The sequence below is a fragment of the Streptomyces sp. NPDC034085 genome, assembly GCF_055575555.1.
In genome coordinates this window covers 788514-813278 of record NZ_JBVISL010000004.1, presented here as the reverse complement: position 1 = coordinate 813278, position 24765 = coordinate 788514, and the positions used below count along the sequence as shown (strand labels likewise).

The following is a 24765-nucleotide window of genomic DNA, read 5'->3' as shown; positions in this document are numbered from 1 at the left end:
TACTACCGCGGGCCGAATGTGACGTGGGTCCTGTGGGCCGCCTCACCGCCCAGCGGCCCGATTGTCACGTTATGTACCCGGTTGAGGCCTCTTGGATGGGTGTCCCAGGTCACTTCCGGCCCCCGAATCGAAGGAGACCGGGGCGTCGGACGTCGCTTCCCCAGGCGGGTCAGGCGTCCGCGGGCTTCGCGGAGACCAGGACGCCGAACTTGTCGATGCGGTGTTCGGGGTTGCCCCGGTCGTCGCGCCAGAAGTTGCCCGCGGCATCGTCCTCGGGGGTCGCGCAGGTGGAGAGCGTGATCATCGGTCTGGAGGGCTCCACGCCGGGCTCCCCGGGGACCGCGGCCCGCTGCTCGGCCAGGGAGCGCTCCGAGCGGAAGGAGGTCTTCCTGGTCCCGGTGATGCGGTACTCGTACACCGTGCCGCCCGCCGTGACGAAGACGGAGTCGCCGATGTCCAGCGACGGCAGGTCGTGCAGCGGACCGCCGGCCGACATCCGGTGCGCCGTGATCAGGTAGTTGCCGATCCGGCCGGGACCGACACCGCCCCGCTCTCCGTAGGGGCTGGCGGCGAGTCCCTGGTTCTGGATCCGGGTGCCGGGCCAGTCGTCGGTGGTCCCCTCGTACGGCACCACGCGCAGGTCCGCCAGGCCGATGCCGGGGATGGCGAGCACGGCCTCGGGGGGCGTCACGGGGGCGGGCGGTGAGAGGGTCGAAGCGGCGACGGGCGGTGGTGGGGCGGCCGGGCTTCTCGCGGTGCTCGCCGCCGGGGCGGCGGGTCCGGCGGCGCCGCCGACCGCGTCGGCGTCGGCGTCGGTGGAGCAGCCGGCCAGCGCGAGCAGGACGAGGGCGGCGAGGGCGGTGGGGAGGGTTCGCTGACTCAGCATGGCATTCCGGATCGAGAGCCGGGCGGTCCCGCCCCGGCGGGGGGCGGCACCTGTGGGGCGACCGACGCTATCCGGGCGGACGGTTCCGCGACAGGGCTCCCGCACGTGAGGTCGGCCATCCCCTCCTGCCCCGCGACGAGGGCGGGGCGGCGGGCTCAGGTACGCGGAGGCAGGCGGTGGAGAACGGCGTCGCTCAGTGTGCCGTCGAGGGCGGTGAGGGTGAGGAAGGTGTGGTGCGGCTGGCGTCGGCGGTCGGTCGGCGAGCCGGGATTGAGCAGGCGCAGCCCGTTCGGGGCCGTGGAGTCCCACGGGATGTGGCTGTGGCCGAACACGAGGACGTCGGTGTCGGGGAAGCGCGCGGCGCAGCGCCGCTCCCGCCCGGCTGCCGGGCCGGTCTCGTGGACGACCGCGAAGCGCAGGCCGCCGAGCTCGGCGCGGGCGACTTCGGGGAGCCGGTCGCGCAGCGCGGGGCCGTCGTTGTTGCCGTGGACGGCGATCAGGCGGCGGGAGCGCGCTTCCAGCAGGTCGAGGGTGGCCTCGTCGGTCCAGTCCCCGGCGTGGATCACCACGTCGGCGTCGTCGACAGCCGCCAGCAGCGCTTCGGGCAGGGTCTTGGCCCGCGCCGGTACGTGCGTGTCCGAGATCAGCAGGAGCCTCACGCGCCTACCGTACGCGCCGCAGGCCCGGGCGGGCAGGTCAGCGGCCGTCGCGGCGCCGTTCGTAGCGCCACGCGGCGTCGAGGGCGTGCTCCTCGTCCGGGGACGCGGGGTGCGGCGGGCCCAGGCGGCGGGCCGCTGCCACGCACCGGCCGTCGTCGTGCTGGGCGAGTCCCTGCACGGCGGCCAGCCGGACCTGGCGGTCCGCGTCGTCCAGCAGGGCGGCCATGGCATCGGCGAGAACGGGCGCACGGTCCCCGCCCCGGGCGACGGTGAGGCACGCGTCCCGCCGTACTCGCGGGTCCACGTCCGTCATCAGCACCAGCAGGGCCCCGCGGACGTCCGCGGAGGAGGCAGCCGACCGGGACCACGATCCGAGTCCTCGCGCCACCGCGCCCCGCACCCGGGGGTCAGGGTGACCGGCGTGCGGCAGGAGCGCCGCGTCGGCCCGCGGATCCGCGTGGTCCCCGAGCGCGGTCAGCACCTCGGTGAGCACCGCGGGATCCGCCTCCTCGGCCGACCAGGCCGTGAAGAGCTCCAGCGCGGGGCCGCCGAACACGTCCTCGTCGCGATCGTCGAGGAGATGGGTGAGGCGCAGGACCTCGGCCCCGAACAGGCGGTGGGAAGGGTCCTCATCCCCGCGCAGCGCTGCGGCAGCCGTCCAGACCTCCTGGTCGCGCCGGCCGGCCAGCAGGAGGGTGGCCGTCCCCCATGCGGCGTGGTCCTGGTCGTGCGCCACTGCGCGGCCCATCAGCTCCCCGAAGGAGGCGCGGACACCGAGCAGTTCCTCCAGCCGTGTGAGGACGGCCCCGTGCCCGTCCCGGACGGTCATCGGGCCGAGGGTGAATGCGCCGACGCCGTGGTACTCGTCGTCCTGGACGCGGGTGCGGACGACGGGGTCCCGGGAACCGGTGCGGCGCCGCAGTTCCGCTTCGGCCCCCGCGTCGTGCAGGCGGCGGGCGAGGTCGCGCATCTCCCGTAGTTCGGGCGCGGGGTACCGTCTGCCGTTCCCCGGGTGCAGGAGCGCGTCGGCCAACGCGGGCGAGCCGGATGCGACGGCATCGCGCAGGGGCAGCAGGTCGTCCGGGTCGCAGCGGCCCGGGTCGGCCCCGTACCGGAGCAGCAGTTGGGCGAGGCCTCCGGCGTACGTCCGTGTCGCCAGACCGAACGCGTCCTCCAGTACGCCGGGGTCGCCGCCCTGCCGCAGGAGGCACTGCACCCGGGTGGTGTCCCCGGCGCGTACGGCGGAGAGCAGGGCGGGCTCGCCCCCCGCCGAACCGCTCACGCCCGGACCCGCCTCCCTCACCGTGCTCCCCACGGGTGGAGGCCGGAGCAGTCGTAGCCGCCGCTCGGATCCGGGGTGTAGAGCCAGTAGGCCGACAGGACGAGCAGCCCCACCACCGGCAGGGTGAGGAGCGCGGACACCCCGGTGAGCCACCGCAGCCAGGCCGCTCCGCCGGCCGGCCCGGACCGCTGTGCGGCGCGGCGCAGGACGGCGTACAGCAGCAGGGCGCCGAGGCCACAGGCGAGGCCGGCCCACGAGGCGACGTACATCCGGGTGGAGGGGCCCAGGTGGTGGCAGTCCTGGAAGGTGTCGGAGTCGAAGGCGGCGCGGGCGGCCAGCAGTCCGGCGGAGGCGGCGGCCAGCAGCGGCACGAGGAGCGCGCGGCGGCGCCGGCCGGGAGGGCCGGCCGGGCCGGTGGGGGTCGCCGGTGCCCGTCCGGGCCGGGGGGAGGTGTCCACGGCGGCCGCTACCGCTTCTTCCAGAGGGTGAGCTTGGTCGCGTAATCGGGCAGGTCCTTGTCCGTGCCCTGCGTGATGTCCGTGACCTCCAGCATGGCCAGCCGGCCGTCCGAGGTCTGCGTGCACAGCAGCGTGCCCACCGGGATCGTCGTGCGCAGGTCCGCCGCGGCGACTTCGGGGGGCAGGACGTCGGCGCGGGCGCCCTGCAGGCACTCCGCCGGGGTCTTGCCGCTGCTCCTGCCCGTGGGCGTCCTGAACTCCCAGCGGCCCTGGGAGATGCCGCTGATCCGGAGCTCCTCGCCCGTGGCGATGTCGCCGGGACCGAAGACCTTGGGAAGGTCCAGGTCCACGTCGACGACGTGCACGCCCGGCGAGCGCAGCGCGAAGGGACGGTCCTGGAAGACCACGGCGTAGCCGGCGTCCTCCGGTGGGCCGGAGCTCGTGGGCGGGGTGGGGGACGGCGGGCCGGGCTGCGGGGTCACCTGCTTGTCGTCCTGCCCGCCGCCCTGACGGCCCCGGGGGGAATCGTCGCCGCCCGTCATGCCCCAGATCCCCGCGGCGGCGAGGGCGAGGACGGCGGCGACTGCTCCGGCGGTGACGGCGACGGGCCTGCGGCGCGCCGAAGGGCGCGCGGCCTGGGCGGGGTGCGGGGCGTGGGCGGGCGGCGCGGGGTAGCCGGGGGGCGCGCCGGCGGTGGCCTGCGAGCCGGCCGGGCCCTCGGGCCCCCGCGTGGGGGCGGCGGCGAACCGCGCGTCCCGCGCCGTCGCGGACGGACCGCCGTCCGCGACCGTCGGCTCGGCCGGGGGGAGGACGGCGCGCGCCCTGCGGGCGATCTCCGCGGTGAGCGGCTCGGGCAGCCAGCCGGTGAAGTCGTCGAGGGGGCCGCCCGCCGACTCCGCGCACAGGGCGGCCAGTTCCCCGGTGCCGATGCGCGCCGCCGGGTCCGCGGTCAGGCAGCGTTCGAGCAGCGGGCGGAGCCGGTCGTCGTAGCCGTCCAGCCGGGGCGGTCGCAGGGCGGTGTTGGCGATCTGCGCGGCGAGGGTGAGGGCACCGCCGTCGCCGTAGGGGTGGCGGCCGGTGGCCGCGACGGCGCAGATCAGGCCGAGCGAGAACACATCGCCGGCGGGCCCCACGTGCTCGCCGAGCGCCTGTTCCGGTGACATGTACTGGGGGGTGCCGATCAGCCCGCCCGACTGGGTGAGCTGGGTGGCGTCCGCGGCCCGGGCGATCCCGAAGTCGATGACGTACGGGCCGTCGGCGCCCAGCAGGATGTTGCCGGGCTTGAGGTCGCGGTGGACGACTCCCGCGGAGTGGATCGCGCTCAGGGCCCGGGCGGTGCAGCCGACGAGCCGCAGGACGGTTGCGGCCGGCAGCGGACCGTATCGGGCGAGCGCGTCGTGGAGGGCGAGGCCCGGCACGAACTCTGTGGCCAGCCAGGCGAGTTCGCCGTCGGTGTCGTGGTCGACCACCGGGACGACGTGGTACCCGCGCACCCGCCGGGCCGCCTGCACCTCCTGCTCGAACCGGCGGCGGAACTCGGGCTCGCGGCCGAATTCGCGGCGGATCACCTTCAGGGCCACGGGCTGGCCGCCGCGCGTGTGGGAGAGGTACACGGTCCCCATGCCGCCCTCACCGATCCGCCCGCGGAGCCGGTACCCCGCGATGTCACGGGGGTCGTCCGCCCGCAGCGGCTGTGGTGCCGAGTCCGCCGTCATTCCAACTCCCCGTTCGCCGATCTCCGTTCGCCGGTGAGGGTATACGGGGTGACCGGGCGGAGGCGGCGCCGGGTGCCGCCGCCGCGCCCGCCGCGGGCGGTCCGGTCCGCAGGGAGCGGTCAACTCCCGTCGGGGCCCTCGGCCCGGTGGGCGGGGTGGCCCTTGGCCAGCAGTTCGCCGTACGCCAGGCACAGTACGGGGAAGCCCAGTTCGTGCAGGGCCAGCCGGGCCTGGCGGGCCGCGTCCGAGCCGGTGGGGCGGTGGCCGGTCGCCCGCTCCAGCAGGTCGACCACGTAGTACAGGCCCGCCCCCACCACGGCGAACCACGCCTGGTTCTTGCTGAACGTGTCGCTGTGCGCGGGGGCCATCGCGGCTGCGGCCCGCCGCACCTGGTCGCGTTCGACGGCGATCCGGGCGCCGGCGCAGGCGTAGGTGGCGCGGCTTCGGGCTTCGGTGGTCACGGTCGTGCGCTCTCCTCTGTCGGACGGCTGGGTGCAACTCCCCCGGACGTATACACCGGCGGGGGCGGCCGCCGCCCCGAACCCGTGGGGCAGCGACCCTCGGGCGGTTGACCGCCGCCCGGGCCGCGGCCGCCCGCGCCCCGCCGCTGCCCGGAGCCGGCCGGGCGGGGGCCGGGGACGGGGCTGGCAGGAGGGGTGCGGAGTCGGCGAAGATAGGACCGTCACCCGTCACCCGCCCCCGTCATCCGTCACCGTCGCGTCCGAGGAGAGTCCTGCCGATGTCCGGTTCCGCGTCCAGGTCCCGCAGGAGGCCGCCGACGATCGCCGACGTCGCCCAGGCCGCCTCGGTGTCCCGTACGACCGTCTCCCACGCCCTCAACGGACTGGGCAAGGTCGACCCCCGCACCCGCGAGCGGATCAAGCAGGTGGCCGCCGAACTCGGCTACCGGCCCAACCTGCGCGCCCAGCGGCTGCGCCAGGGCCAGGCGAAGGCCATCGCCCTGGCCTCCTCCATGCCCTTCGCGGTGGCCGGCGGCCCCTCCCGGCTCGGCTTCTACATGGAGGTCGCCGCGGCGGCCGCCGAGCGGGCCCTGCTCCACGGGTACGCGCTCGTGCTGGTGCCGCCCGTGCAGTCCGGGTCGGCGCTGCACTCCCTCGACATCGACGGGGCGATCGTCGTCGAACCCGGCGAGGACGACCCGGCCGTCGCGCAGCTGCGCGAGCGGGGCCTGCCGTACGTGGCCCTCGGCCGTGAGGTGACGTCCGGTACGGACGCCCCGTACGTCGACCTGCGCGGCGGTCTCGTCGCCGAGTTGCTGCTGGAGCACCTGCGGGAGCAGGGGGCCCGCCGCCCCGCGCTGCTCATCGGCGCCGGCACTCGCCACTCCGCCGTCGACGCCCGTGCCGCGTACGAGCGGGCCGCCGCCGAGCAGGGCTGGGACCCGCTGGTGGCCACCGCCCCGGAGGAGGGCGGCGAGGAGGCCGGGTACGAGCGCTGCGCGGCCCTGCTCGCCGAGCACCCGGGCATCGACGCGGTCTGCGCCCTGGTGGACGCCTTCGCGGTGGGAGCCGTCCGCGCGATCCGGGACAGCGGCCGGCGGGTCCCGGACGACGTGATGGTGGTGACCCGGTACGACGGCCCGCGGGCCCGCACCTGCGAACCCCCGCTCACGGCGGTCGACCTCCAGCTGGACCGTGCCGCCTCCGACGCGGTGGAGCTGCTCCTGGCGCGTCTGCGCGGCGAGGACCCCGCCCCCCGGGAGGTGCCCGGGACGGCGGTGACGGCGCCCGAGCCCCGGGTCATCGCCCGGGCCTCGTCCCTGCGGGCCCCGTAACCCGCCCCCGGTCTCCCGGCGGGCCCGCGGCTCGCCCCGGGTCACGGGGCCAGGATGAGCACCGCCCCGGAGACGAGCGCGAAGCCCAGCACGAGGGGGCGCATCCTCGCGCCGTCGATCCGGTGGTGCGCGAGCCTGCTCAGCCACGCGCCGGCGGCCAGGGCGGGCAGCAGGAGTGCGGCCCAGCCCAGTTGGGCCGGGCTGCCCTGGCCGGTGGCGAGCAGCAGGGCGAGCGAGACGACCTCGCCGACGAGGAAGCACAGGGCGACGGTGGACCGCAGCTCCGCCGGGGGCCGGTGCTGGTAGACCAGGGCCAGCGGCGGGCCGCCCACCCCGGTCGCGGTCTCGGTGAGGCCGGTGACCAGTCCCGCCCCCACGTAGGCGGCGCGCCCGGGTACGAAGGCCGGTGCGGCCAGGCTCACCACCGCCGCCAGGACGGTCGCCACGCCGACGACCAGCCCGAGCCGCTGCGTCGGCACCGCCCAGAGCAGGACGAGGCCGCCGGGTGTCGCGGCCAGCCGGGCCGCGGTGATCCAGCCGGCGCCCCGCAGGTCCAGGGAGTGCCGCTCGCGCCAGACCACGTACACGTTCAGCGGGATCATCGAGGCGAGGACGAACACCGGCAGCAGGGCGGGCTGGAGCAGCCCCGCCACCGGCGCGACGACCAGGGCGAACCCGAGGCCGCTGGTCCCCTGCACGAACGCGGCGCAGGCCACCACCAGCGCGAGGACCGCCAGCGTGGTCGCGCTCATCGTGCGGCGCTCCTGGCCCGGGCGGCGGTGGACGTGGGATGCGCCCGGGTCACCCCGGCCCGCCCGACCACCTCCTCGGCCAGCTCGGCCGCCCGGTCCACCAGCGTGGCGCCGTCCCAGCCGGCCGGGGCGCCCCGCCACATCCGCAGCCGTCCGGCGACGAACACGGCGGTGATCTGGTCGCGGTTGCCGCGCCGGAGCAGTTCCCAGGGCAGGTCCCAGGACGGCCGCATCTCCGGGCCGCTCACGTCGACGAGCAGGAAGTCGGCGGCCGCGCCGGGGGCGATCCGGCCGGTGAGCGCGCCGAGGCCGACGGCGTCCGCGCCGCCCGGCCCCGCGTGCTCCAGCCAGGACCAGCCGGCACCGCAGGAGGAGTCTCCGGTGGCCAGGCCGTAGGCCAGGCGCTGGGCGAACTCCGCGGCCTCCGCCAGGCGGAAGCCGTCGCCGCGCGTGCCGTCCGTGCCCAGGCCGAAGCGGATCCCGCGTTCGGCCATGGTGGTGGCCGGTGCCACGGCGTTGCCCTTCCAGGCGCTGGCGACGGGGTTGTAGCTCACCGCGGTCCCGGTGTCGGCGAGCAGGGTCAGCTCGGCGGGCGTGACCAGGGTGGCGTGCGCGGCGAGCAACTGGGGTCCGAGGGCCCCGACTTCGCGCAGGTACTCCAGCGGGCGCAGGCCGTGCCGGATGAGGGAGCGTTCGACGGCGGCGAGGTGCTCGTTGACGTGGATCTGGACGACGGTGTCCGCCTCGGCGGCGAGCCGCGCGGTGGCCGCCAGCGTCCGCGCGGTCGCGGCTTCCGGGACGGAGACCGCCAGCGAGGGGTGGACCAGTTCCTCCCCGGCGTAGCGGGCGAGGTGTTTCTCGGCGGCGGCCAGGGTGGCGGCCGCCCGCGTGCCGTCGTGGTCCGCGCCGTCGGCATCGTCGGCGTCGTTGCACACGAGCCCGAGCACGCAGCGGATCCCGGCGTCGCGGGTGGCGGCCGCCACGGTCTCGACGTCGACCGGGGCGCGGGTCCCGGCGTCCGTGACGGTGGTGAAGCCACCCCGCAGGGACTCCAGGGCCGCCAGTTTCGCCGCCACGTAGGCGGATTCCTCGTCGAGGGCCCCCTCCAGGGGGACCCACACCCGGCGGAAGATCTCGGAGGGCTCGCCGAAGGCCAGCGCGGCTCCGAAGCTCTGCGTCAGGTGGTGGTGGGCGTCGACGAAGCCCGGCATCAGGACGTGTGCGGGGAGCCTGACGGGGGTCAGGTGCGGGTGGTCGCGCTCCAGTCGTGCGGCCGGGCCCACGGCGCGGAAGGAGCCGTCGGCCACGAGGACCGCGTGGTGCTCCATCGGGCCGTCGGGGGTCATCACGACACCGGGTGCGAGGAGTCGCACCGCCCCGGCCGGCCCGCCGGGGCGGTGCGGGCCGTCGGGCGTCGGGTCGGCTTCCATCAGGTCGGCCGGCGTGAGGTCGGCTTGCGTCAGGTGGTTCATCTGGTCCTTCGCGAATGGATCGGGCTTGCGGGTGGTGCCGTGCGAGACGGGTACGGGGCCGCGGTCAGGCGTGCGGGACGGCGTGCGGCTCGACCGCGTCGACCCGTGCGGTGGCGGGCTCGCCGGTGCGCCACCGGGCCAGCCGGGGCCGTACGTGGTGGAAGAGGACGTTGAGGATGGCGGCGGTGAACGCGCCGACGGCCACGCCGCTTTCGAGGAGGATCCGCGCCTCGGACGGCAGGCCCGCGTAGACGCCGGGCACCAGGATCGGCAGCAGGCCGAGCGCGACGGCGACGGCGCAGATGAACCCGTGGGAGTGCTCTTCGAGTTGCGCCTTGCCCAGCATCTGGATGCCGAGCACGGTGATGACGGCGAAGACCACCATGGCGGTACCGCCGACGACGGCGGACGGGATGACGCTGATGGCGCGGATGAGCGGGGCGAGGAAGCCGATGACGATGAGGACGACGCCTGCCGCTGCGGTGACGAACCGGCTGCGGACGCCCGTGACGCGCACGATCCCGATGTTCTCGCCGCTGGTCACCATGAGCGGCAGCCCGAGGAACCCGCCGAAGAGGGACACGAGGGCGTCGCCGCGGATGGTCCGCGGGACGGCGGTGCGCTTGTCGATCTCCTTGCCGACGGTCTCCGCGTTGATGACGGTCTGCCCGGTGGCCTCCGCCATGGAGGCGAGGCCGTACAGCATCAGGGGCAGCGCGGCCATCAGGTGGAACTCGGGCGTGCCGAACGGCATCAGCTGCGGGGCGCTCAGCACTCCGCCGTCGGTGATGCCGCCGAAGTCGAAGCGGCCGAGGGCGAAGGCCAGGGCGGTGCCGGCGATCAGGCCGAGCATCACGGCGAGTTGCCGTACGACCCCGCTGAACAGCCAGTAGAGGGCGACGGTGAAGCCGATCGTCGCCATGCCGAGGGCGAGGTCGGTGGGGTCTGCGAAGCCGGGCGTGCCCGGCCGGCCGGTGACGAGGAGCGCGCCGACCTTCACGAGGTTGACTCCGACGATGACGATCATCGTGCCGATGACCAGGGTCGGGAAGAACTTCAACAGGCGTGAGAAGACGGGCAGGACGACGAAGTAGAAGGCGGCGCTGATGATCACCGCTCCGGTGGCGGTGCGCACCCCGTGCTGTTCGGCGATGGCGAGGAAGAGGATCAGCGGGGCTCCGCCGGGCAGCATGACGAAGGGCAGCCGGGGTCCGAACTTCCAGGGGCCCAGCGACTGGATGAGGGAGCCGGCCCCGGAGAGGACGAAGGCCGCCGAGAGCAGGTTCACGGTGAGGCCGGGCTCGAGGTGCAGGGTGGCGCTCATCAGGAAGATCGCCGAGACGGGTGTCGCCGCCATGACGAGGACGTGCTGGAGACCGAACAGGAGGATCCTGCTCAGTGGGCGGGACTGGTCCACGGGATGGGTGAGGGTGCGGGGACTGGACACGTTCGAGCTCCGTTCGGCTCGCTCCGGCTTTGGCTGCGGTCCGGCTCCGGGCAGGAGTCGGACCGAGGTGGCCAAATCGATTTGGCCGCCAGTATGTGAGGGCCCCGGAGGCCCGTCAAGGGCTGTGGACGCATCGGTTCCGTCGGGGTCGGCGCGAGCGGCGGCGCCGCGCAAACCCCGATCGGACAAGGGCCTTGACGGCTTCCCGTCCGCCGACGTACGTTGCCGCCACCGTCCGGGAGCCGCCCGCACCGGTGTCCGCTGTCGCCTCCGTCCGGCCCGCCATCGCCCGGCCCGCCACCGGGCGGTGACCCCCGCCCCGGTCAGCACGAGGCCCGGTACCCCCTCGCAGGGGATACCGGGCCGGCCTGAACGGTCAGTGTGCGGCGATCTGCTGGAGGGCCGCGCCCTGGTAGCGGGCGCCGGCGTTCCACAGGATGAAGGAGTTCATCTTGTTGTCCGCCGCGGCCTTGATCTGCTCGGCCACCTCCGCGGGCCCGTAGGAGCTGCCCATCGAGAAGTCCTGCAGCCACGGGATGATCTCGGTCTGCGTGCCCTTCGCCTGCCGGGCGAAGTCGGCGAGCGAACGCTGCACGATCGCGTACGGGGCGGTGTCCGGCTGCGCGACACCGTACTCTCCCGGGCCCCAGTGGGAGGGGTAGACCATCGGCGCGATGTAGTCGGTGACCTTGACCAGGGCGCCGATGTCCTGCGCGATCTCGGTGGGCCGGGTCGCGGCGATCCCGAAGACGGAGACGCCGAGGTACTTGGCGTGCGGACGCAGCGCGGTACGGGTGTCGGCGACGAACGAGGTGATGGACTGCTCGGGCGTGGCGCTGCCGATGCCGGGGAAGCTCATCTGCGAGAGCGGGCCGTCCGGGCGGCGCACGTAGTCGTAGAGGATGTCGTCGAAGCCGAGCCGAGCCGCCTCGACGGCGAGGTCCTGGTTGTACTTGCGGACCGTGGGGTTGGCGAAGTTGGTGAAGGACAGGGCGCCGTAGTGGCCCCCGTTGTAGGGCTGGCCACCCGGCGTCAGCACGAGCTGGTCGGACTTGCCGGCCTTCCATGCCGCGCCGGCCAGCTTGGGGTCGCGGAAGGCCACGATGCGGCCGATGACCTGGGCTCCGGCGGCGTGGATCTCGGCGATCGCCTTGCGGGCGTCGTAGTAGCCCTTGGCCGCGCCGATCTGGCGGGCCAGCGGCACCTGCGAGGCGTACCCGACCTCGCCGTCCTCGTCCTTGACGTCCAGCTCGACGGCGTTGAGCTTGCCGCTGCGGACCAGGGCGAGGATGCCGGTGCGCAGCGTGTCGTCGCCCCAGCCGATGGCGGTGATGTGCGCTGCCCGGATCATGGGGCGGCGGCCGCGGGCGGACACGTCCTTGGTGGTGGTGTTCCCGGCGCGGTCCACCGCCGCGACCGTGACGAGGGGGGTGCCCTTGGGGACCGTGGCCGTGAAGGCGCCTGCCTTGTCGAGGGGGACCTTCTTGCCGTTGACGCTCACCTGGGCGTCGGTGGAGGCGGTGCCCGTGATGGTCACGGGGGCGGCGGCGTTCTTGACGACGGGGTCGGCCACCTTCAGCTCGGGAGCGGTGGCGTCCACGTGGAAGCCCACGACCCTGTGGTACGAGGCGAAGGGGAAGCTGCCGGCGCCGTCCACCACCAGGGTGTGCCGGCCTTCCTTGAGCTGCGGGAGGGCGAGTTTCAGCCGGGCGCCGTCGGCTGCGACGGGGACCGCCGTGCCGTCCAGGGTGGCGTGCAGCTCGTCCCTGCCGCCGGCCGCGTCGGCGGCGAGGTAGGCGTTGAGCTGTGCGGCCTGGCGGCCGTTCAGGACGGCCCCGTCGCTCAGCCCCTGGATGCCGGGACCCGGGGCGAGGAACGTCCAGGCGCCGACGCCCGCTCCGGCCACCGCGAGCGCGCAGGTCGTCGCTATGAGGGCGCCCCGGCGGGCCGGGCGGCGCGGACGGAAGGAGGGGGCGGAGGGCGATATGCGGGTGCGGGACATCGTGACGTCCTTCGTGCCGGGGGCGTGGGGAGTGGGGTGGGCCGGATGGTGCCTCCATTCATTGCCGCTCAGGGGGAACGGTCGCCCGGAGCGGCCCGTATTTCACACGATCGGCCGCGTTCGGTCCCGGCGTGGCGGATACGCCATGCAGGGGACAGTGCGGTATGAGGGCCCCCGCCGCAGGTAGGTATGGCGCGACACGTCCGCTGTGGAGAGGCTTCCCATGCGTCACCCGCTCGTCCCGCTCGGCGCCCTGGCGGGCGCCGCCCTGCTCGCCACCACCGGCTGTTCCACGGGCTCGTCACCGGCCGCCGCCGGGGGGCGCCCCGCTGCCGCCACCGCGGCGGCGGCCAGCCCCGTCGCCGCGAAGGACCCGGCGGTGGTCGGCGCCAACGAACTCGGCCAAGTGCCGGTGCTGATGTACCACCAGCTCACCGAGAAGCCGGCCAGCGTCTACGACCGCACCCCGGCCGATTTCCGGGCCGAGCTGGAGCGGCTGGCCCGGGAGGGCTACGTACCCGTGACGGCCCGCGACTTCCAGACGGGCCGCATCGACATCCCGGCCGGCGCGCACCCGGTGGTGCTCACGTTCGACGACTCGACCAACAGTCAGGTGCGGCTGGGACCGGACGGCGCCCCCGCGCCGGACACCGCCGTCGCCATCCTGGCGGAGACGGCGAAGAAGCACCCCGCGTTCAAGCCGGTGGCGACCTTCTTCGTCAACGCGGACGCCTTCTCGGCCACGGGCTCCGCCAAGGCCCTGACCTGGCTGAAGGAGCACGGGTACGAGGTCGCCAACCACACCGGCCGCCACGAGAACCTGCGCTCCCTGGACCAGGCGGGCGCCGCGAGGGCGATCTCGTCCGGACAGCAGGCGATCGAGAAGGCCGCGCCCGGGACGCGGGTCACGTCGCTCGCCCTGCCGTTCGGCGCGATGCCCGAACCGGCCGAGGTCGCGGCGCGCGGAGCGGGCTACCGCTACGACGGGGTGTACCTCGTGGGCTCCAACCCGTCGGTCTCGCCGTTCTCGAAGGCGTTCACCCCCGGCGCGATCCCCCGGATCCGTTCGGCTGGGCCCAAGGACGAGGACGCCGAGTTCGGTTCGTCGCGCTGGCTGGACAAGCTCGCCAGTACGAAGAGCCGGTACGTCTCCGACGGCGACCCGAACACCGTCGCCTTCCCCAGCGCCTCGCGCGAGGAGCTGGCACCGGCCTTCGCCAAGCGGGCCCGGGCGTACTGACCGGGGCGGCCCTCCCCCGCGCACCCTCCCCCGCAGACCCTCCCCCGCGCACCGGACACCGGCCGGTCCCCTCCGGCCGGCCCTCCGGGGTCTTGCGCAATGCGTCCATTGGACGCAGGATGTGCGTCCAATGGACGCACAAGGAGAGGGGGCGCCGTGCAGGAGCCTACGGACGGCCGCACGACGGGGAGCGGTACGGCAACGGCCCGCGTGGCCGAGGGACTGCGCGGCAGCGCGTTCGTCCCGCGGCAGGAGGACGTGGAGCTGTCGCTGCCCCCCGTGTTCGACGACCTCGACCAGGAGCGCGAGCACCGCAAGCAGCGGCTCGCCGGAGCCTGCCGGATCTTCGGCCGGTTCGGCTTCTCCGAGGGCGTCGCGGGGCACATCACGGTGCGCGACCCGGAATATCCGGACATGTTCTGGGTCAACCCGTTCGGCATGTCCTTCCGGCACATCCGGGTCTCGGACCTGATCCTGGTCGACCACGAGGGCCGGGTCCGCCACGGCCGTCGCCCGGTCAACCGTGCGGGGTTCGTGATCCACTCCGCCATCCACGCGGCCCGTCCCGACGTGGTCGCCGCCGCCCACGCGCACGCCGTGCACGGCAAGGCCTTCTCCAGCCTCGGCCGTCTGCTCGACCCGATCACCCAGGACGCCTGCGCCCTGTACGAGCAGCACACCGTGCACCGTGACGGCGCCGGGGCCGTGGTGGTCGAGGAGGAGGCGGGCCGGCAGCTCGCCGCGGGCCTGGGGCCGCACAGGGCCGTCATCCACCAGAACCACGGCATCTTCACCGTCGGCGAATCCGTCGACGAGGCGGCCTGGTGGTTCATCTCCATGGAGCGCAGCGCCCAGGCGCAGCTGCTGGCGCAGGCCGCCGGCACGCCGCTGCTGATCGATCCCGAAGCCGCCCGGCACACCCGCGACCAGACCGGTTTCCCGCTCGCCGGCTGGTTCTCCTTCCAGCCGCTGTGGGACGAGATCGTCCGCACCGACCCCGACCTCTTCGAGTAGGCCCCGGCATGGCAACCGCCTCCGACCGTCAGCCGCCCGCGGGTTCCGCAGACCCCGCCGGCCCCGCGCCGGTGCCTGCGGAACCCGGTTCCGCCTCGTGGTGGCAGGCGCGCTACGCCGAGCGTGACCGGCGCCGGCCCCGCACGGGCGGGCTGACCCTCGCCCGGATCACCGGGGGCGCCCTCGAACTCGCCGACCGCGACGGGCTGGACGCCCTCACGATGCGCAGCCTCGGGGAACACCTCCAGGTGCGCCACACCTCCCTGTACCGCCACGTGGCGAGCCGGGAGGAGCTCCTGATCGAGACCGTCGACCACATGCTGGGCGAGATCCGGCTGCCCTCCCTCGACGGGGACTGGCGGGCCGGCCTGGAGCAGGGGGCGCGGGAGTTCCGCCGGGTCCTCACCGCCCATCCGGCCCTCGTCCCGGCCCTGACCAGCGGCCAGCTGCTCGGCCCCAACGCCCTGCGGGCCCGCGAGCACGCCCTCGGGCAGCTCCTGGCCCAGGGGTGGGCCCCGCGCACCGCCGTGCACGTGTACCTCACGGTCACCCACTTCGTGATCGGCTCCGCCGTGCTCGACACGGGTGGGGCGGCCCGGACCGGTCCGCAGCGCGCGGCGATGGCGGAGCTGTTCGCCGGCCTGTCCCCGCAGACCCACCCGGTGGTGCGCCGCCATGCCGACCTGCTCAACTCTCCCGACGGTACGGAGGAGTTCGCCTTCGGCCTGCGCGTGCTGATCGCGGGGCTGGGCCATCTGCAGGACGAGGGGGCCGGAGCGTGAGGAGCACACCCGTCCTGCCGCCGCTGGAGCAGTGGGTCCGGGGCGGCACCCGCGTCCCGGTCGGCGGCCACGAGGTCTTCGTCCGCCAGGACGGTCCAGCGGACGGGGCGCCCGTGACCCTGCTCCACGGTTTCCCCACCTCCTCCCACGACTGGGCGCCGGTCGTCCCGGCCCTCACCGCGGCCGGACTGCGGGTGACCACCCTGGACTTCCTCGGCTTCGGGGAGAGCGACAAACCGCGCCGGCACCGGTACTCGCTGCTGGACCAGGCCACCCTGGTCGAGGAGGTGTGGCGGCGGTGCGGAACCGGTCGTACCGCCCTGGTGGCGCACGACTACGGCGTCAGCGTGGGCCAGGAGCTGCTGGCCCGGGACCCGTCGCGCGTCACCCGCATGGCCTGGCTCAACGGCGGGCTCTACCCCGACCTGCACCGCCCGGTCGTGACCCAGCGCCTGCTGCACGGGCCGCTCGGCCCGCTGGTCGCGCCCCTGACCACACGCCGCCGGTTCGGCGCGGCCCTGCGCGGGGTGCTGGGGCGGGAGCTCTGCGACGCGGACGTGCGGCAGTTGTGGGAGGCGGCGTCCCGGGCGGGCGGCCACCGGCGCGCGCCGCGGCTGCTGCGCTACATCGACGAGCGCCGCCGCCATGCCGGGCGGTGGACGGCGGCCCTGGAGGAGTACCCGGGCCCGGCGCTCTTCGTATGGGGGCCGGCCGATCCCGTCAGCGGCGCCCACGTGCTGGCACGGATCCGCACCCGGGTGCCGCGGGCCCGCGTCGTCGAACTCGCCGGGCCGCCCGCGGTCGGGCACTACCCGCAGCTGGAGGATCCATCGGCCGTCGCCGCCGCGCTGGGGTCGTTCCTGGCGCCCTGAGGCCGGCGGGCCCCGCCGGCGCGGACGACCGGGGTGGCCTGCCAGGCTCCGAGGGGCACGCAGGCGGTCGCGGCCATACCGATGTCCTGCGCTGCCTCGCCGACCTCGTCCGGGCCGACGTGGCCGGGCTTGCCGGCCATCGGAGTGACGACCCAGACCGTGCCGCCCTCGGCCAGCGGAACGCGCGCGTCGTCCAGCAGGAAGGCGAGGTCCCCGTCGCCCAGCCGGAACCACATCAGCACCGCGTCCACGGCCGTGCCCGCCGCGCCGGCGGCGTCGTCGTCGAGCATGGGCGTGCCCGTCAGCCCTTCGATCCCCGCGCGCAGCCCGTCGTCCACGTCATGGTCGAAGCCGACCTCCATCACGCGCTGTCCCGCCGTGACACCGAGCCGGGCGGCCATGACCGTCGGGTCTTCGTACGCCGTCATCCGCCGTCTCCTCGCGGGTGCGCGGCCGGCACCCCCGCCGCAACGTACGGGACCGGACGCGGGGTCACCAGGGGCCCGCGGCGCCCGGAGCACCTCCACGGGTTTGGACGCCGCCGTCCGGGATACACGCGGGGTGTCGGTGGTGCGCCTTCGCAGACGGGCCGCCACCGCGGCTGGGTGACCGTGGGCGGCCCCCCTCCCCCTGGGGCCGTCCACGGCCCACGCTCCCGCGGCGCCCCTAGACTGGACTGCCCGGAGCGAGGCCTGCCGCGGGCCCGCTCACACGGACAAGAGGACGTGCTCATGGAGGTGCGCCCCGATCGGCGCCGGTTCGTCGGCGGGGTGGCAGCGGCCGCTCTGGCCACGGTTCTCCCGGCCGCAGGCCCGGCCTCCGCGGCCGTCGGGCCGGAGGGCGGGATCTTCGGCCGGCTGCGTGCGCTGGAGCGGGCGCATGCGGCACGTCTGGGGGTCTTCGCGCGGGACGCGGCCACCGGCAGGACCGTGCTCTACCGGGCGGACGAGCTGTTCCCCCTGTGCTCGACGTTCAAGACCGTCGCCGTGGCCGCGGTGTTGCGGGACCTCGACCATGACGGCACCTTCCTCGGCCGCCGCATCCGGTACACGCTTCAGGAGGTCGAGCAGTCGGGCTACGCGCCGGTCACCGGTCTGCCGCAGAACCTGGAAGACGGCATGGCCGTCGCGGACCTGTGCGCGGCAGCCATCACCCACAGCGACAACGCCGCCGCGAACCTCCTGCTGCGCGAGCTCGGCGGCCCGTACGCCGTCACCCGCTTCTGCCGGTCCATCGGTGACGGCGTGACCCGGCTCGACCGGTGGGAGCCCGACCTGAACTCCGCGGAACCGGGAGGGGTCCGTGACACCTCCAGCCCCCGCGCCCTCGGCCGCACCTACACCCGGCTCGCCGTCGGGGACGCCCTCAGCCGGCCCGACCGTGAACGGCTGACCGGGTGGCTGCTGGGCAACACGACCGGCGCCAACCGCCTGCGCGCCGGGCTGCCGAAGGACTGGAAGGTCGCCGAGAAGACCGGCACCGGCCGCTACGGCACGGCCAACGACGTGGGGATCACCTGGCCGCCCGGCCGGGGACCGGTCACCATGGCGGTCCTCTCCACCCGGAACGAGCCCGCGGCGTCGGCCGACGAGCCGCTGATCGCCGAGACGGCCGCGCTGCTGGCGTCGGCCTTGATGTGATCCCCGCAGGCCCGGGGATGCCGGAGCCGCCGGCCCTCGCAGAGGAGTGGACGCGGCGGCAGGGCCCGGAAGCCGGGGGGACGGGCTTCCGGGCCCTGTGTGTCGCGTACCGCAAGGGGGGAGCGGTGTACCTGCTGGTGCGACATAGGGAAAACGATTCACCAGCCCATAGGTCACGCCCCCCGGGTGCGGGATTCGGTCTGGGTTTCGCACCGGCTCACCGGCACCGGCGCGCGCGAGGGGGAACGGGAGAGCAACCTGCGGGGGAGCCGCGGCGTTGATCCCCGCGTGACAGCCACGCCTGAGAGGGGAAACCCGTGAGCAGCCCCGTCCTCGTGTCCGAGGAATGCCTTGAAGCCCTCCACCACGTGAAGGAGAAGCGGGAGGTCAACACCGCGGTCCTGCGGCTGGCGGGAGGGGCCCTGGTCCCGGAGGCGGTGGCCAACTGGACCCATGAGGAACTGATCCAGTGCCTGCCCCTCACGGAGCCGCGGCTGGTCGTCCACGAGCTGGCCTTCGCCACTCCGGGGGGTGCCCGGCGCAACGAACCGCTGCTGATCTTCTGGATGCCCTCGGACGCGGTCGGGCAGGAGGTGGACTACACGGCCGCCTACACGGCCCTGCGGGAACTCCTCACCGACGTGCACGTTCACCTCACGGCCCGGCGGCCGGACCAGCTCGCGTACCGCAGGCTCGTCGCGCTGGCCGGCTGACGACAGGACGCGGGCCACCGGCCCGGACGCCGGCGGACGGGGCTCACGGGCGCGGACCCGGCTGGGGGCCCGCGAGGAGGTTGAGGAGGCCGGCGATGTCGCGGCCCGCTTCGGCGGGGTGGCGGAACTTGGCGCCGGAGTTGATCCGGTAGTGGTTGCGGCGGCCCACGCGCATCCGGCTGAGGTAGCCGCCCTCCTCCAGATCGGAGACGATCGACTGGACCGTCCTCTCGGTCAGCAGGCAGTTGTCGGCGACCTCCCGCAGCCGCGCGCCGGGGTCCCGGGCGATGGCCAGCAGGACCCGGGCGTGGCTGGTGAGGAACGTCCAGGGCGCGCTGGGAACCGGCGGATCTCCCATGCCTCCAGGATGAGCCAACTTTGGGATATATGCACTATTTTTCGCGTATTTCTTGACGCATGTCGGCCCGGCGCGGACGATGCTGCTAAGGACAGCCCCCGAGAGCGCGGGGAGGACCGGATGACCCTGACCATGCAGTGCGGCCCCCTTGCCCCGGCCGTACCGGCCGACGGCCTGAGGATCACGGTCGAGCAGCGAGAACCCGGGACGGCACTCGTCACCGTCAGCGGCGAGGTCGACTTCCACAGCGCCGCCGCGCTCCTCGAGACCCTGCTGGCCGCGCTCCTCTCCTACCGGACGGCCGTCGCCGTCGACCTCGGTCAGGTCACCTTCTGCGATTGCGCCGGCCTGAACGCCCTGCTGGCCGCCCGCGCCGCCGCCGACCGGGCCCACCGCCGCATGCGCGTCACCACGACCAGCCGCCGCGTGGACCGGCTCCTCCACCTCACCGGCACCCGCCGCTACCTCACCTGAGCCCGGACCGCGCGCGGGGGGCGGCGCAGTTCGGCCCGGCCGAAGAGCAGGGCCCAGCCGTCCGGGAGCTGTTCGAGGATGCGGCTCGTCAGATGCGGGCCGGCCAGGCGGGCTACGACCGTCAGGACGGCTCCGGTCTCCCACCGGGCGGTCGCGGGGGTGCCGCCGCTGCGGGCGGCGAGGTCCCGTACGAAGGCCCACCCGGTGAGGGGTACGGCGACGGGCAGTTCGGCGCTGAAGGCGAGGGCGGCCTCGACGGGGAGGCACTGCGCCAGGTCACGGCGCTCGTCGCCGGTGAGCTGACGGCCCAGGGCGGCCAGGACGCGCTGGACGGCTTCCTCGGCACGCTGCGTGGTGGGGTAGGCGCCGTCGTAGCGGACGGCTTCCAGCATCTGGTCGTAGGTCGTGCCGGGGGCCTGCGGGGGAAGTGTGGTCGGGGTGAGCACGGGCCACGCCTTTCTCGTGGGGCTGGCAGGGGGTGGCGGCAGCCGGTCCGGTCCCCCGCGCGAACCGCGGCGGGACCGGACCGGTCCGGGGTCAGATGGACTGGGGGCGGCCGAAGAGGGCGTCGTAGCCGGTCGGGAGCTGGAGCAGCAGTCTGTCCGTCAGCTCTTCCCCGGCGGCGTCGGCGACGACGCTGAGGACGGCTGCGACGTCCCAGGTGGCGGTGGCCTGGGAGGCGCCCTCGATCCACGCCGCCGTCGCGCGGACGAAGCGCTCGGGGCTGAGGGGTTCGGCCGCCTGGAGCGGATTGAGCAGGATCAGGGCGTAGCTCTCGGGCAGGCGGGCGGCGAGTTCGGCCCGCTCGGCGCCCAGTACGTGGGCGCCGAGCAGGGCCAGGACGACACGGGCGGCACGGTCCGCTTCCTCGCGGGTGTCGTATTCGCCGCGTTCCCGCACCTGGTCGAGGAACGCCTCCCAGCGCAGTGTCATCGCCTGGGACCTCCGTGGCAGGGGTGAAAGGAGGGGTGGGCGAAGGGCGGGTGCCGGGGGGAGGTTCGTTCCCGTCCTTCGCCGGTCCTGCGGGGCGGCCGGTGTCAGCCGCGGATCTCCTTGCGGCCGCCGCCCGCGTTGATGCTGACCTTGCGGGGCTTGGCGCGCTCGGCGATCGGGATGCGCAGGGTCAGGACACCTGCGTCGTAGTCGGCCGCGATGTGCTCGGTGTCGAGGGTGTCGGCCAGCACGATCTGCCGGGAGAACACGCCCAGGGGCCGCTCGGAGAGCTCCATCTGGACGTCGTTCTCCTTCAGGGTGGGCCGGCGCTCGGCCTTCACCGTGAGCATGTTCCGCTCGACGTCGATGTCGATCGCGTCCGCGTTGACGCCGGGGAGGTCGAAGGCGATGACGTACTCCTCGCCCTCGCGGTAGGCGTCCATCGGCATCACGGACGGCTTGGACCAGGTGCCGGCCGTCCCCATGAGCTGCTGGGTGAGCCGGTCGAGTTCACGGAACGGGTCAGTGCGCATCAGCATCGTCAAACACCTCCGGTCGCTTCAGGCAGTGGTTGCCATGCGCTTTTCGCGTATCCCGTTGTAGCATGTCGTCCATCGGATGACAACAGCAGACGTCATGCAGTCGACGACATTCAGGGAGGGTCCGTGAACGCGGCCAGGAAACCCGCCTCCGAACAGCAGCCCGGCCCCGCCCCGGCGCAGCCCGGTCCGGCCACCTTCTTCGCCGCCGCGGGCGCGCTGGAGGCCATCCGGGCGGCGGTGGACGAGGCGCACAGCGCCGGGAGCGGCACTCCCCCGGGCCCCGCCGACGGACCGCACCACGCCCTCGCGGCCCTCCAGTTGCTCCGGGAGGTGCGTACGGAACTCGCGGGGTGGGAGAGCGGGTTGATCGAGACCGCCCGGGCGGCGGGTGCCAGCTGGGCCGACCTGGCCGGGCCGCTCGGCGTGGCCAGCCGGCAGGCGGCCGAGCGCCGGTACCTGCGCGTGCGCCCCGGCGCCGCCGAGACGACCGGCGAACAGCGGGTCCAGGCCGTGCGCGACCGGCGTGCCGCGGAGCGCAGCGTCACCGCCTGGGCCAGGGAGAACGCCGGCGCGCTGCGCCAGCTGGCCGGGCAGATCATCGGGCTCACCGACCTGCCCGCGGCTTCGGACGGCAGGATCGGCGAGCTCAACGCGGCCCTGGGCAGCCAGGACGCGGCCCGCCTCGTCGAACCGCTGTCGGCCACCCACCGGGACCTGCACGCGGGCCACGGGGACCTCGCCGAGCGCGTCGACGCGATACGGGAGCACACCCGCCGCCTGCGCGACGACAGCGACAAGCAGCGCGGCGCGTGACCGGCGCGGGGCCGCCGTCCGCCCCGCGCGCTCCGGCCGCCGCCGGCCCCCCGGACCACGCGCCTGCGGCCCCGCGGCCCCGCGACATGCGGTCAGGGCCCGGCTTTCACCCGGTCGGTCCAGGCGCAGGGGCCCCGGCTACCGCGAATGGCCCAGGATCGGGGCACCGGGCAGGCCGCGGCCCGGTGGGGACGCCTAACGTCACTGGCAAGCCCGTCCGTTCGCGAAGCTTGTGGAGACGCCATGTCCCGAAGACGCCGCTGGATGACCGGCGCCTGCATCAGTACGGCCCTCGTCGCCCTGCTCGCCTACGGGGGTGCCCCCGCCCCGCACGAGGCGTCCCCGGGCGGGTCCGGACCGCGCGGCGCCCTCGCCCCCGTCCCCGCGCCGCACGGGGCGTCGCGCGGCGGTTCCGGCTCGGGGATCGCGGTGGGCGCCTACCTCCACTACGCCTCGCCCGGCGTCGACATGATGCAGGGGCTCTCGCGCTGGCTCGGGGGGACCGACCTGCGCGCCGGGCACACCTACCTGCCCGGCGACACGTGGGCGAACATCGAGGGGGAGCCCGCTTCCCTCGACAGCTGGGCGCGGTGGCGCAAGCAGAGGTCCGACCGGCTGTTCGTCCTGAACGTGCCCATGCTGGCGGGCAACGAGGACGGCGCGCCCGACGACCGGGTCGCCGAACTGCTCCGCGCCGGTGCGCACGGCGCGTACGACGGCCACTTCCGGCGGCTGGCCGAACGGCTGGTCTCGCTCGGGGTGCCGGACACGGTGATCGTGCTCGGCTGGGAGATGAACGGCTTCAACTACACCCACCGGTGCCGGCCCGACCCCGCGAGCTGGAAGCAGTACTGGCGGCGCATCGTGGGCGCCATGCGCTCGGTGGAGGGCCAGCGGTTCCGGTTCGACTTCGCCCCCAACCGGGGGCCCGACGCCATCGCCTGGACCACGTGCTACCCCGGCGACGACGTGGTCGACATCATCGGCATGGACTCCTACGACCAGCCTCCCGGGAACACCTTCGCCGAGTACGTCGACCAGCCGCACGGGCTGCGGGCCCAGGTCGACTTCGCCAGGGCCCACGGCAAGCGGATCTCGTACCCCGAGTGGGGGTTGTTCCGCAACGGCGACAACGCGGAGTACATGCGGGACATGCTGGAGTGGATCGCCGCGCACAAGCCGCTCTACCACAGCATCACCGACTACTGCCCGCACGGTGTGTGGCAGTGCGAGGAGAACCCGCAGGCCGCACAGGTGTTCCGGGAGCTCCTGTCGCAGCACCGGGGCGGCCGGCGGGCTTCCCTCCCGCGGCCCTGACCCCTACGGCCGCGGCTCCCGGCCGGCGGTCGTGCCCGGGGTGCGCCCGGCCAGCTTGGAGTGGCGGTAGGAGTAGCCGAAGTAGACGACCAGCCCGATGAGGAACCAGACCACGAAGCGGATCCAGGTCTCGACGCGCAGGTAGGTGATCAGCCAGATCGAGGCGATGACACCGACCGCGGGCGTGAAGGGCATCAGCGGCGTGCGGAAGGTGCGGGGCAGGTCCGGACGCCGGTAGCGGAGCACGATGACCGAGGTGCACACGACGGCGAAGGCGAGCAGGATCCCGATGTTGGTGAGCTCCGCCGCCTCGCCGATCGGCACGAAGCCCGCGATCGCCGCCGACGCCACGCCGACGATCCAGGTGACGCGGGTCGGGACGTGCCGGGTCGGGTGCGTCTTGGCGAACCAGTGGGGCAGCAGGCCGTCGCGGCTCATGGAGAACCACACGCGGGTCACGCCGAGCATGAACGTGAACATCACCGTGAGGATGCCGATGATCGCCCCGACCGCGATGATGTCGGCGACCACGGGCAGTCCGGCCGCCTTGAAGGCGCTGGAGAAACCGCTCTCCGGGTCGATGTCCGTGTACTTCTGCATGCCCGTCAGGACCAGGCAGGCGAGGGCGTACAGCACCATGGCGATGGCGAGGGAGTAGAGGATCGCCTTGGGCATGTGGCGCTGCGCGTCCTTGGACTCCTCCGCCGCCGTGCTCATCGCGTCGTAGCCGAAGACCGCGAAGAAGACCGTGGCCGCGCCGGTGAAGGCGCCGCCCACCCCGAAGGGGAAGAAGGGCGTGTAGTTGCCGGTGTTGATGTGGAAGAAGCCGACGACGACGACCAGCAGCACGACGAGCACCTTGAGGACGACCACGACCGTCTCGAAGCGTGCCGCGTTCCTGATGCCCAGGGTGAGCAGGTAGGCCGTGAACAGGCACAGGACGGCCGCGATGAGGTCGAAGCGGTGTCCCTCGCCGGTGCCGGGGGCTCCGAGCATCCAGGTGGGCAGGGAGGCGCCCGTCTCCTCCAGGAGGAAGTTGAAGTACCCGGAGATGCCGATGGCGACCACCGCGACGATGGCGGTGTACTCCAGCAGCAGGTCCCACCCGATGAACCAGCCCGCCAGCTCGCCGAGGACGGCGTACCCGTAGGTGTAGGCGGATCCGGCCTTGGGGATCAGGCCGGCGAACTCCGCGTACGAGAACGCGGCCGCGGCGCTGGCCACACCGGCGATGAGGAAGGACAGCAGCACCGCCGGTCCCGCGACGCCGTTGGCGACCGTGCCGGCGAGCGTGAAGATGCCCGCGCCGATGATGCCGCCGACACCGATGGCGGTGAGCTGCCAGAGGCCGAGGGTGCGGGCGAGCTGTTCGCTGGGTGCGCCTTCGGGGTCTTCGATGTGCTCGATCGGCTTGCGGCGGAGTACGCCCTGCCCTGACCGCGAGGTGGCCATGCTCCGTTCCTTTCCGCCGGGGGTGGGGAGCGCACATCATCTCGGACGCGGCAGCCATACGGAATGAGGCGCTCCGGTAGCGTCGGCACAAGGCGGTCGGCAGTGGACAGTCGGCACTGGGCAGTCGGCAGAAGGCCTTCCTCCGCA

General features: G+C 74.2%; 26 protein-coding genes. 10 read left to right on the top strand and 16 right to left on the bottom strand.

From position 1 onward, the window contains the following. Nucleotides 1-169 precede the first annotated feature (169 nt). The 6 genes from ACZ501_RS18630 to ACZ501_RS18605 all read right to left on the bottom strand — a co-directional run bounded on the left by ACZ501_RS18630 (nucleotide 170) and on the right by ACZ501_RS18605 (nucleotide 5461). On the bottom strand, nucleotides 170-886 hold the full coding sequence (locus ACZ501_RS18630; protein WP_468796586.1) for a class E sortase: 717 nt from the start codon (nucleotides 884-886) through the stop codon (nucleotides 170-172). Nucleotides 887-1041: 155 nt separating this feature from the next. Beyond that, nucleotides 1042-1545, bottom strand: coding sequence for a metallophosphoesterase family protein (locus tag ACZ501_RS18625; RefSeq protein ID WP_361611304.1), 504 nt, complete (start codon nucleotides 1543-1545; stop codon nucleotides 1042-1044). Nucleotides 1546-1582: 37 nt separating this feature from the next. Next, nucleotides 1583-2827 carry a HEAT repeat domain-containing protein gene (locus tag ACZ501_RS18620; RefSeq protein WP_468796583.1) on the bottom strand — a complete coding sequence of 415 codons (1245 nt, stop codon included), beginning with the start codon at nucleotides 2825-2827 and terminating at the stop codon, nucleotides 1583-1585. A gap of 17 nt (nucleotides 2828-2844) precedes the next feature. Next, on the bottom strand, nucleotides 2845-3285 hold the full coding sequence (locus tag ACZ501_RS18615) for a hypothetical protein (RefSeq protein ID WP_468796580.1): 441 nt from the start codon (nucleotides 3283-3285) through the stop codon (nucleotides 2845-2847). Nucleotides 3286-3293: 8 nt separating this feature from the next. Then, entirely contained in the window at nucleotides 3294-5000 is a 1707-nt protein-coding gene (locus ACZ501_RS18610) for a serine/threonine-protein kinase (protein WP_468796577.1), read from the bottom strand. Nucleotides 5001-5119: 119 nt separating this feature from the next. Further along, a complete protein-coding gene (locus ACZ501_RS18605) occupies nucleotides 5120-5461 on the bottom strand; it encodes a hypothetical protein (protein WP_468796574.1) in 342 nt (113 codons plus the stop codon). Nucleotides 5462-5739: 278 nt separating this feature from the next. On the opposite strand from ACZ501_RS18605, the gene ACZ501_RS18600 reads away from it, so the two are divergent. Continuing rightward, the gene (locus ACZ501_RS18600) at nucleotides 5740-6795 is read left to right on the top strand and encodes a LacI family DNA-binding transcriptional regulator (RefSeq protein ID WP_468796571.1); all 1056 of its coding nucleotides are present in this window, start codon (nucleotides 5740-5742) and stop codon (nucleotides 6793-6795) included. A gap of 41 nt (nucleotides 6796-6836) precedes the next feature. Here ACZ501_RS18600 and ACZ501_RS18595 read toward each other — a convergent pair whose 3' ends face one another. From ACZ501_RS18595 to ACZ501_RS18580, 4 genes are all read right to left on the bottom strand, one after another. Next, complete coding sequence (locus ACZ501_RS18595) at nucleotides 6837-7547, bottom strand: sulfite exporter TauE/SafE family protein (protein ID WP_361609167.1); 711 nt, start codon at nucleotides 7545-7547, stop codon at nucleotides 6837-6839. Beyond that, entirely contained in the window at nucleotides 7544-9019 is a 1476-nt protein-coding gene (locus ACZ501_RS18590) for an amidohydrolase family protein (RefSeq protein WP_468796567.1), read from the bottom strand. Before ACZ501_RS18590 ends, ACZ501_RS18595 begins: the two co-directional genes overlap by 4 nt. Before the next feature lie 64 nt (nucleotides 9020-9083). Continuing rightward, nucleotides 9084-10466 (bottom strand): uracil-xanthine permease family protein, encoded by a 1383-nt coding sequence (locus tag ACZ501_RS18585; protein ID WP_468796564.1) that lies wholly within the window; start codon nucleotides 10464-10466, stop codon nucleotides 9084-9086. A 376-nt stretch (nucleotides 10467-10842) separates the two neighbouring features. After that, nucleotides 10843-12468, bottom strand: a complete 1626-nt coding sequence (locus ACZ501_RS18580) for a putative glycoside hydrolase (protein ID WP_361609173.1) — start codon at nucleotides 12466-12468, stop codon at nucleotides 10843-10845. Between the two features lie 223 nt (nucleotides 12469-12691). On the opposite strand from ACZ501_RS18580, the gene ACZ501_RS18575 reads away from it, so the two are divergent. From ACZ501_RS18575 to ACZ501_RS18560, 4 genes are all read left to right on the top strand, one after another. Next, nucleotides 12692-13708, top strand: coding sequence for a polysaccharide deacetylase family protein (locus ACZ501_RS18575; protein WP_361609175.1), 1017 nt, complete (start codon nucleotides 12692-12694; stop codon nucleotides 13706-13708). A gap of 210 nt (nucleotides 13709-13918) precedes the next feature. Continuing rightward, on the top strand, nucleotides 13919-14722 hold the full coding sequence (locus ACZ501_RS18570; RefSeq protein ID WP_468796647.1) for a class II aldolase/adducin family protein: 804 nt from the start codon (nucleotides 13919-13921) through the stop codon (nucleotides 14720-14722). Nucleotides 14723-14730: 8 nt separating this feature from the next. Further along, the gene (locus tag ACZ501_RS18565; RefSeq protein ID WP_468796562.1) at nucleotides 14731-15504 is read left to right on the top strand and encodes a TetR/AcrR family transcriptional regulator C-terminal domain-containing protein; all 774 of its coding nucleotides are present in this window, start codon (nucleotides 14731-14733) and stop codon (nucleotides 15502-15504) included. Next, nucleotides 15501-16376, top strand: a complete 876-nt coding sequence (locus tag ACZ501_RS18560; protein WP_468796560.1) for an alpha/beta fold hydrolase — start codon at nucleotides 15501-15503, stop codon at nucleotides 16374-16376. Before ACZ501_RS18565 ends, ACZ501_RS18560 begins: the two co-directional genes overlap by 4 nt. On the opposite strand, the gene ACZ501_RS18555 is transcribed toward ACZ501_RS18560, so the two are convergent. Further along, a complete protein-coding gene (locus ACZ501_RS18555) occupies nucleotides 16313-16804 on the bottom strand; it encodes a DUF3052 family protein (RefSeq protein WP_468796558.1) in 492 nt (163 codons plus the stop codon). The genes ACZ501_RS18560 and ACZ501_RS18555 overlap by 64 nt on opposite strands. A gap of 303 nt (nucleotides 16805-17107) precedes the next feature. On the opposite strand from ACZ501_RS18555, the gene bla reads away from it, so the two are divergent. Together bla and ACZ501_RS18545 are read left to right on the top strand one after the other, a co-directional pair. After that, nucleotides 17108-18016: a class A beta-lactamase gene (bla, locus tag ACZ501_RS18550; protein ID WP_468796556.1), complete on the top strand. Its 909-nt coding sequence runs from the start codon at nucleotides 17108-17110 to the stop codon at nucleotides 18014-18016. Between the two features lie 317 nt (nucleotides 18017-18333). Beyond that, complete coding sequence (locus tag ACZ501_RS18545; RefSeq protein WP_361610922.1) at nucleotides 18334-18729, top strand: cofilin family protein; 396 nt, start codon at nucleotides 18334-18336, stop codon at nucleotides 18727-18729. A 43-nt stretch (nucleotides 18730-18772) separates the two neighbouring features. Here the strand turns inward: ACZ501_RS18545 and ACZ501_RS18540 are convergent, their stop codons facing one another. Then, nucleotides 18773-19087: a helix-turn-helix transcriptional regulator gene (locus ACZ501_RS18540; protein WP_468796554.1), complete on the bottom strand. Its 315-nt coding sequence runs from the start codon at nucleotides 19085-19087 to the stop codon at nucleotides 18773-18775. A 120-nt stretch (nucleotides 19088-19207) separates the two neighbouring features. Here ACZ501_RS18540 and ACZ501_RS18535 point away from each other — a divergent pair, with 120 nt between their 5' ends. Next, nucleotides 19208-19561 (top strand): anti-sigma factor antagonist, encoded by a 354-nt coding sequence (locus ACZ501_RS18535; protein WP_361610925.1) that lies wholly within the window; start codon nucleotides 19208-19210, stop codon nucleotides 19559-19561. Here ACZ501_RS18535 and ACZ501_RS18530 read toward each other — a convergent pair. The 3 genes from ACZ501_RS18530 to ACZ501_RS18520 form a co-directional block, all read right to left on the bottom strand. After that, on the bottom strand, nucleotides 19549-19953 hold the full coding sequence (locus ACZ501_RS18530; protein ID WP_361610932.1) for a DUF2267 domain-containing protein: 405 nt from the start codon (nucleotides 19951-19953) through the stop codon (nucleotides 19549-19551). The two genes, ACZ501_RS18535 and ACZ501_RS18530, sit on opposite strands and share 13 nt — an antisense overlap. Nucleotides 19954-20098: 145 nt before the next feature. Next, complete coding sequence (locus tag ACZ501_RS18525) at nucleotides 20099-20494, bottom strand: DUF2267 domain-containing protein (protein WP_362460812.1); 396 nt, start codon at nucleotides 20492-20494, stop codon at nucleotides 20099-20101. Between the two features lie 104 nt (nucleotides 20495-20598). Further along, a complete protein-coding gene (locus ACZ501_RS18520) occupies nucleotides 20599-21033 on the bottom strand; it encodes an Hsp20/alpha crystallin family protein (protein WP_361610929.1) in 435 nt (144 codons plus the stop codon). A gap of 126 nt (nucleotides 21034-21159) precedes the next feature. On the opposite strand from ACZ501_RS18520, the gene ACZ501_RS18515 reads away from it, so the two are divergent. Both ACZ501_RS18515 and ACZ501_RS18510 read left to right on the top strand, forming a co-directional pair. After that, nucleotides 21160-21849 carry a type III effector protein gene (locus tag ACZ501_RS18515; protein WP_362460809.1) on the top strand — a complete coding sequence of 230 codons (690 nt, stop codon included), beginning with the start codon at nucleotides 21160-21162 and terminating at the stop codon, nucleotides 21847-21849. A gap of 243 nt (nucleotides 21850-22092) precedes the next feature. Continuing rightward, nucleotides 22093-23166, top strand: a complete 1074-nt coding sequence (locus tag ACZ501_RS18510; protein ID WP_361609063.1) for a glycoside hydrolase family 26 protein — start codon at nucleotides 22093-22095, stop codon at nucleotides 23164-23166. A 3-nt stretch (nucleotides 23167-23169) separates the two neighbouring features. On the opposite strand, the gene ACZ501_RS18505 is transcribed toward ACZ501_RS18510, so the two are convergent. Then, nucleotides 23170-24618: an amino acid permease gene (locus tag ACZ501_RS18505; protein WP_468796552.1), complete on the bottom strand. Its 1449-nt coding sequence runs from the start codon at nucleotides 24616-24618 to the stop codon at nucleotides 23170-23172. Nucleotides 24619-24765 lie beyond the last annotated feature (147 nt).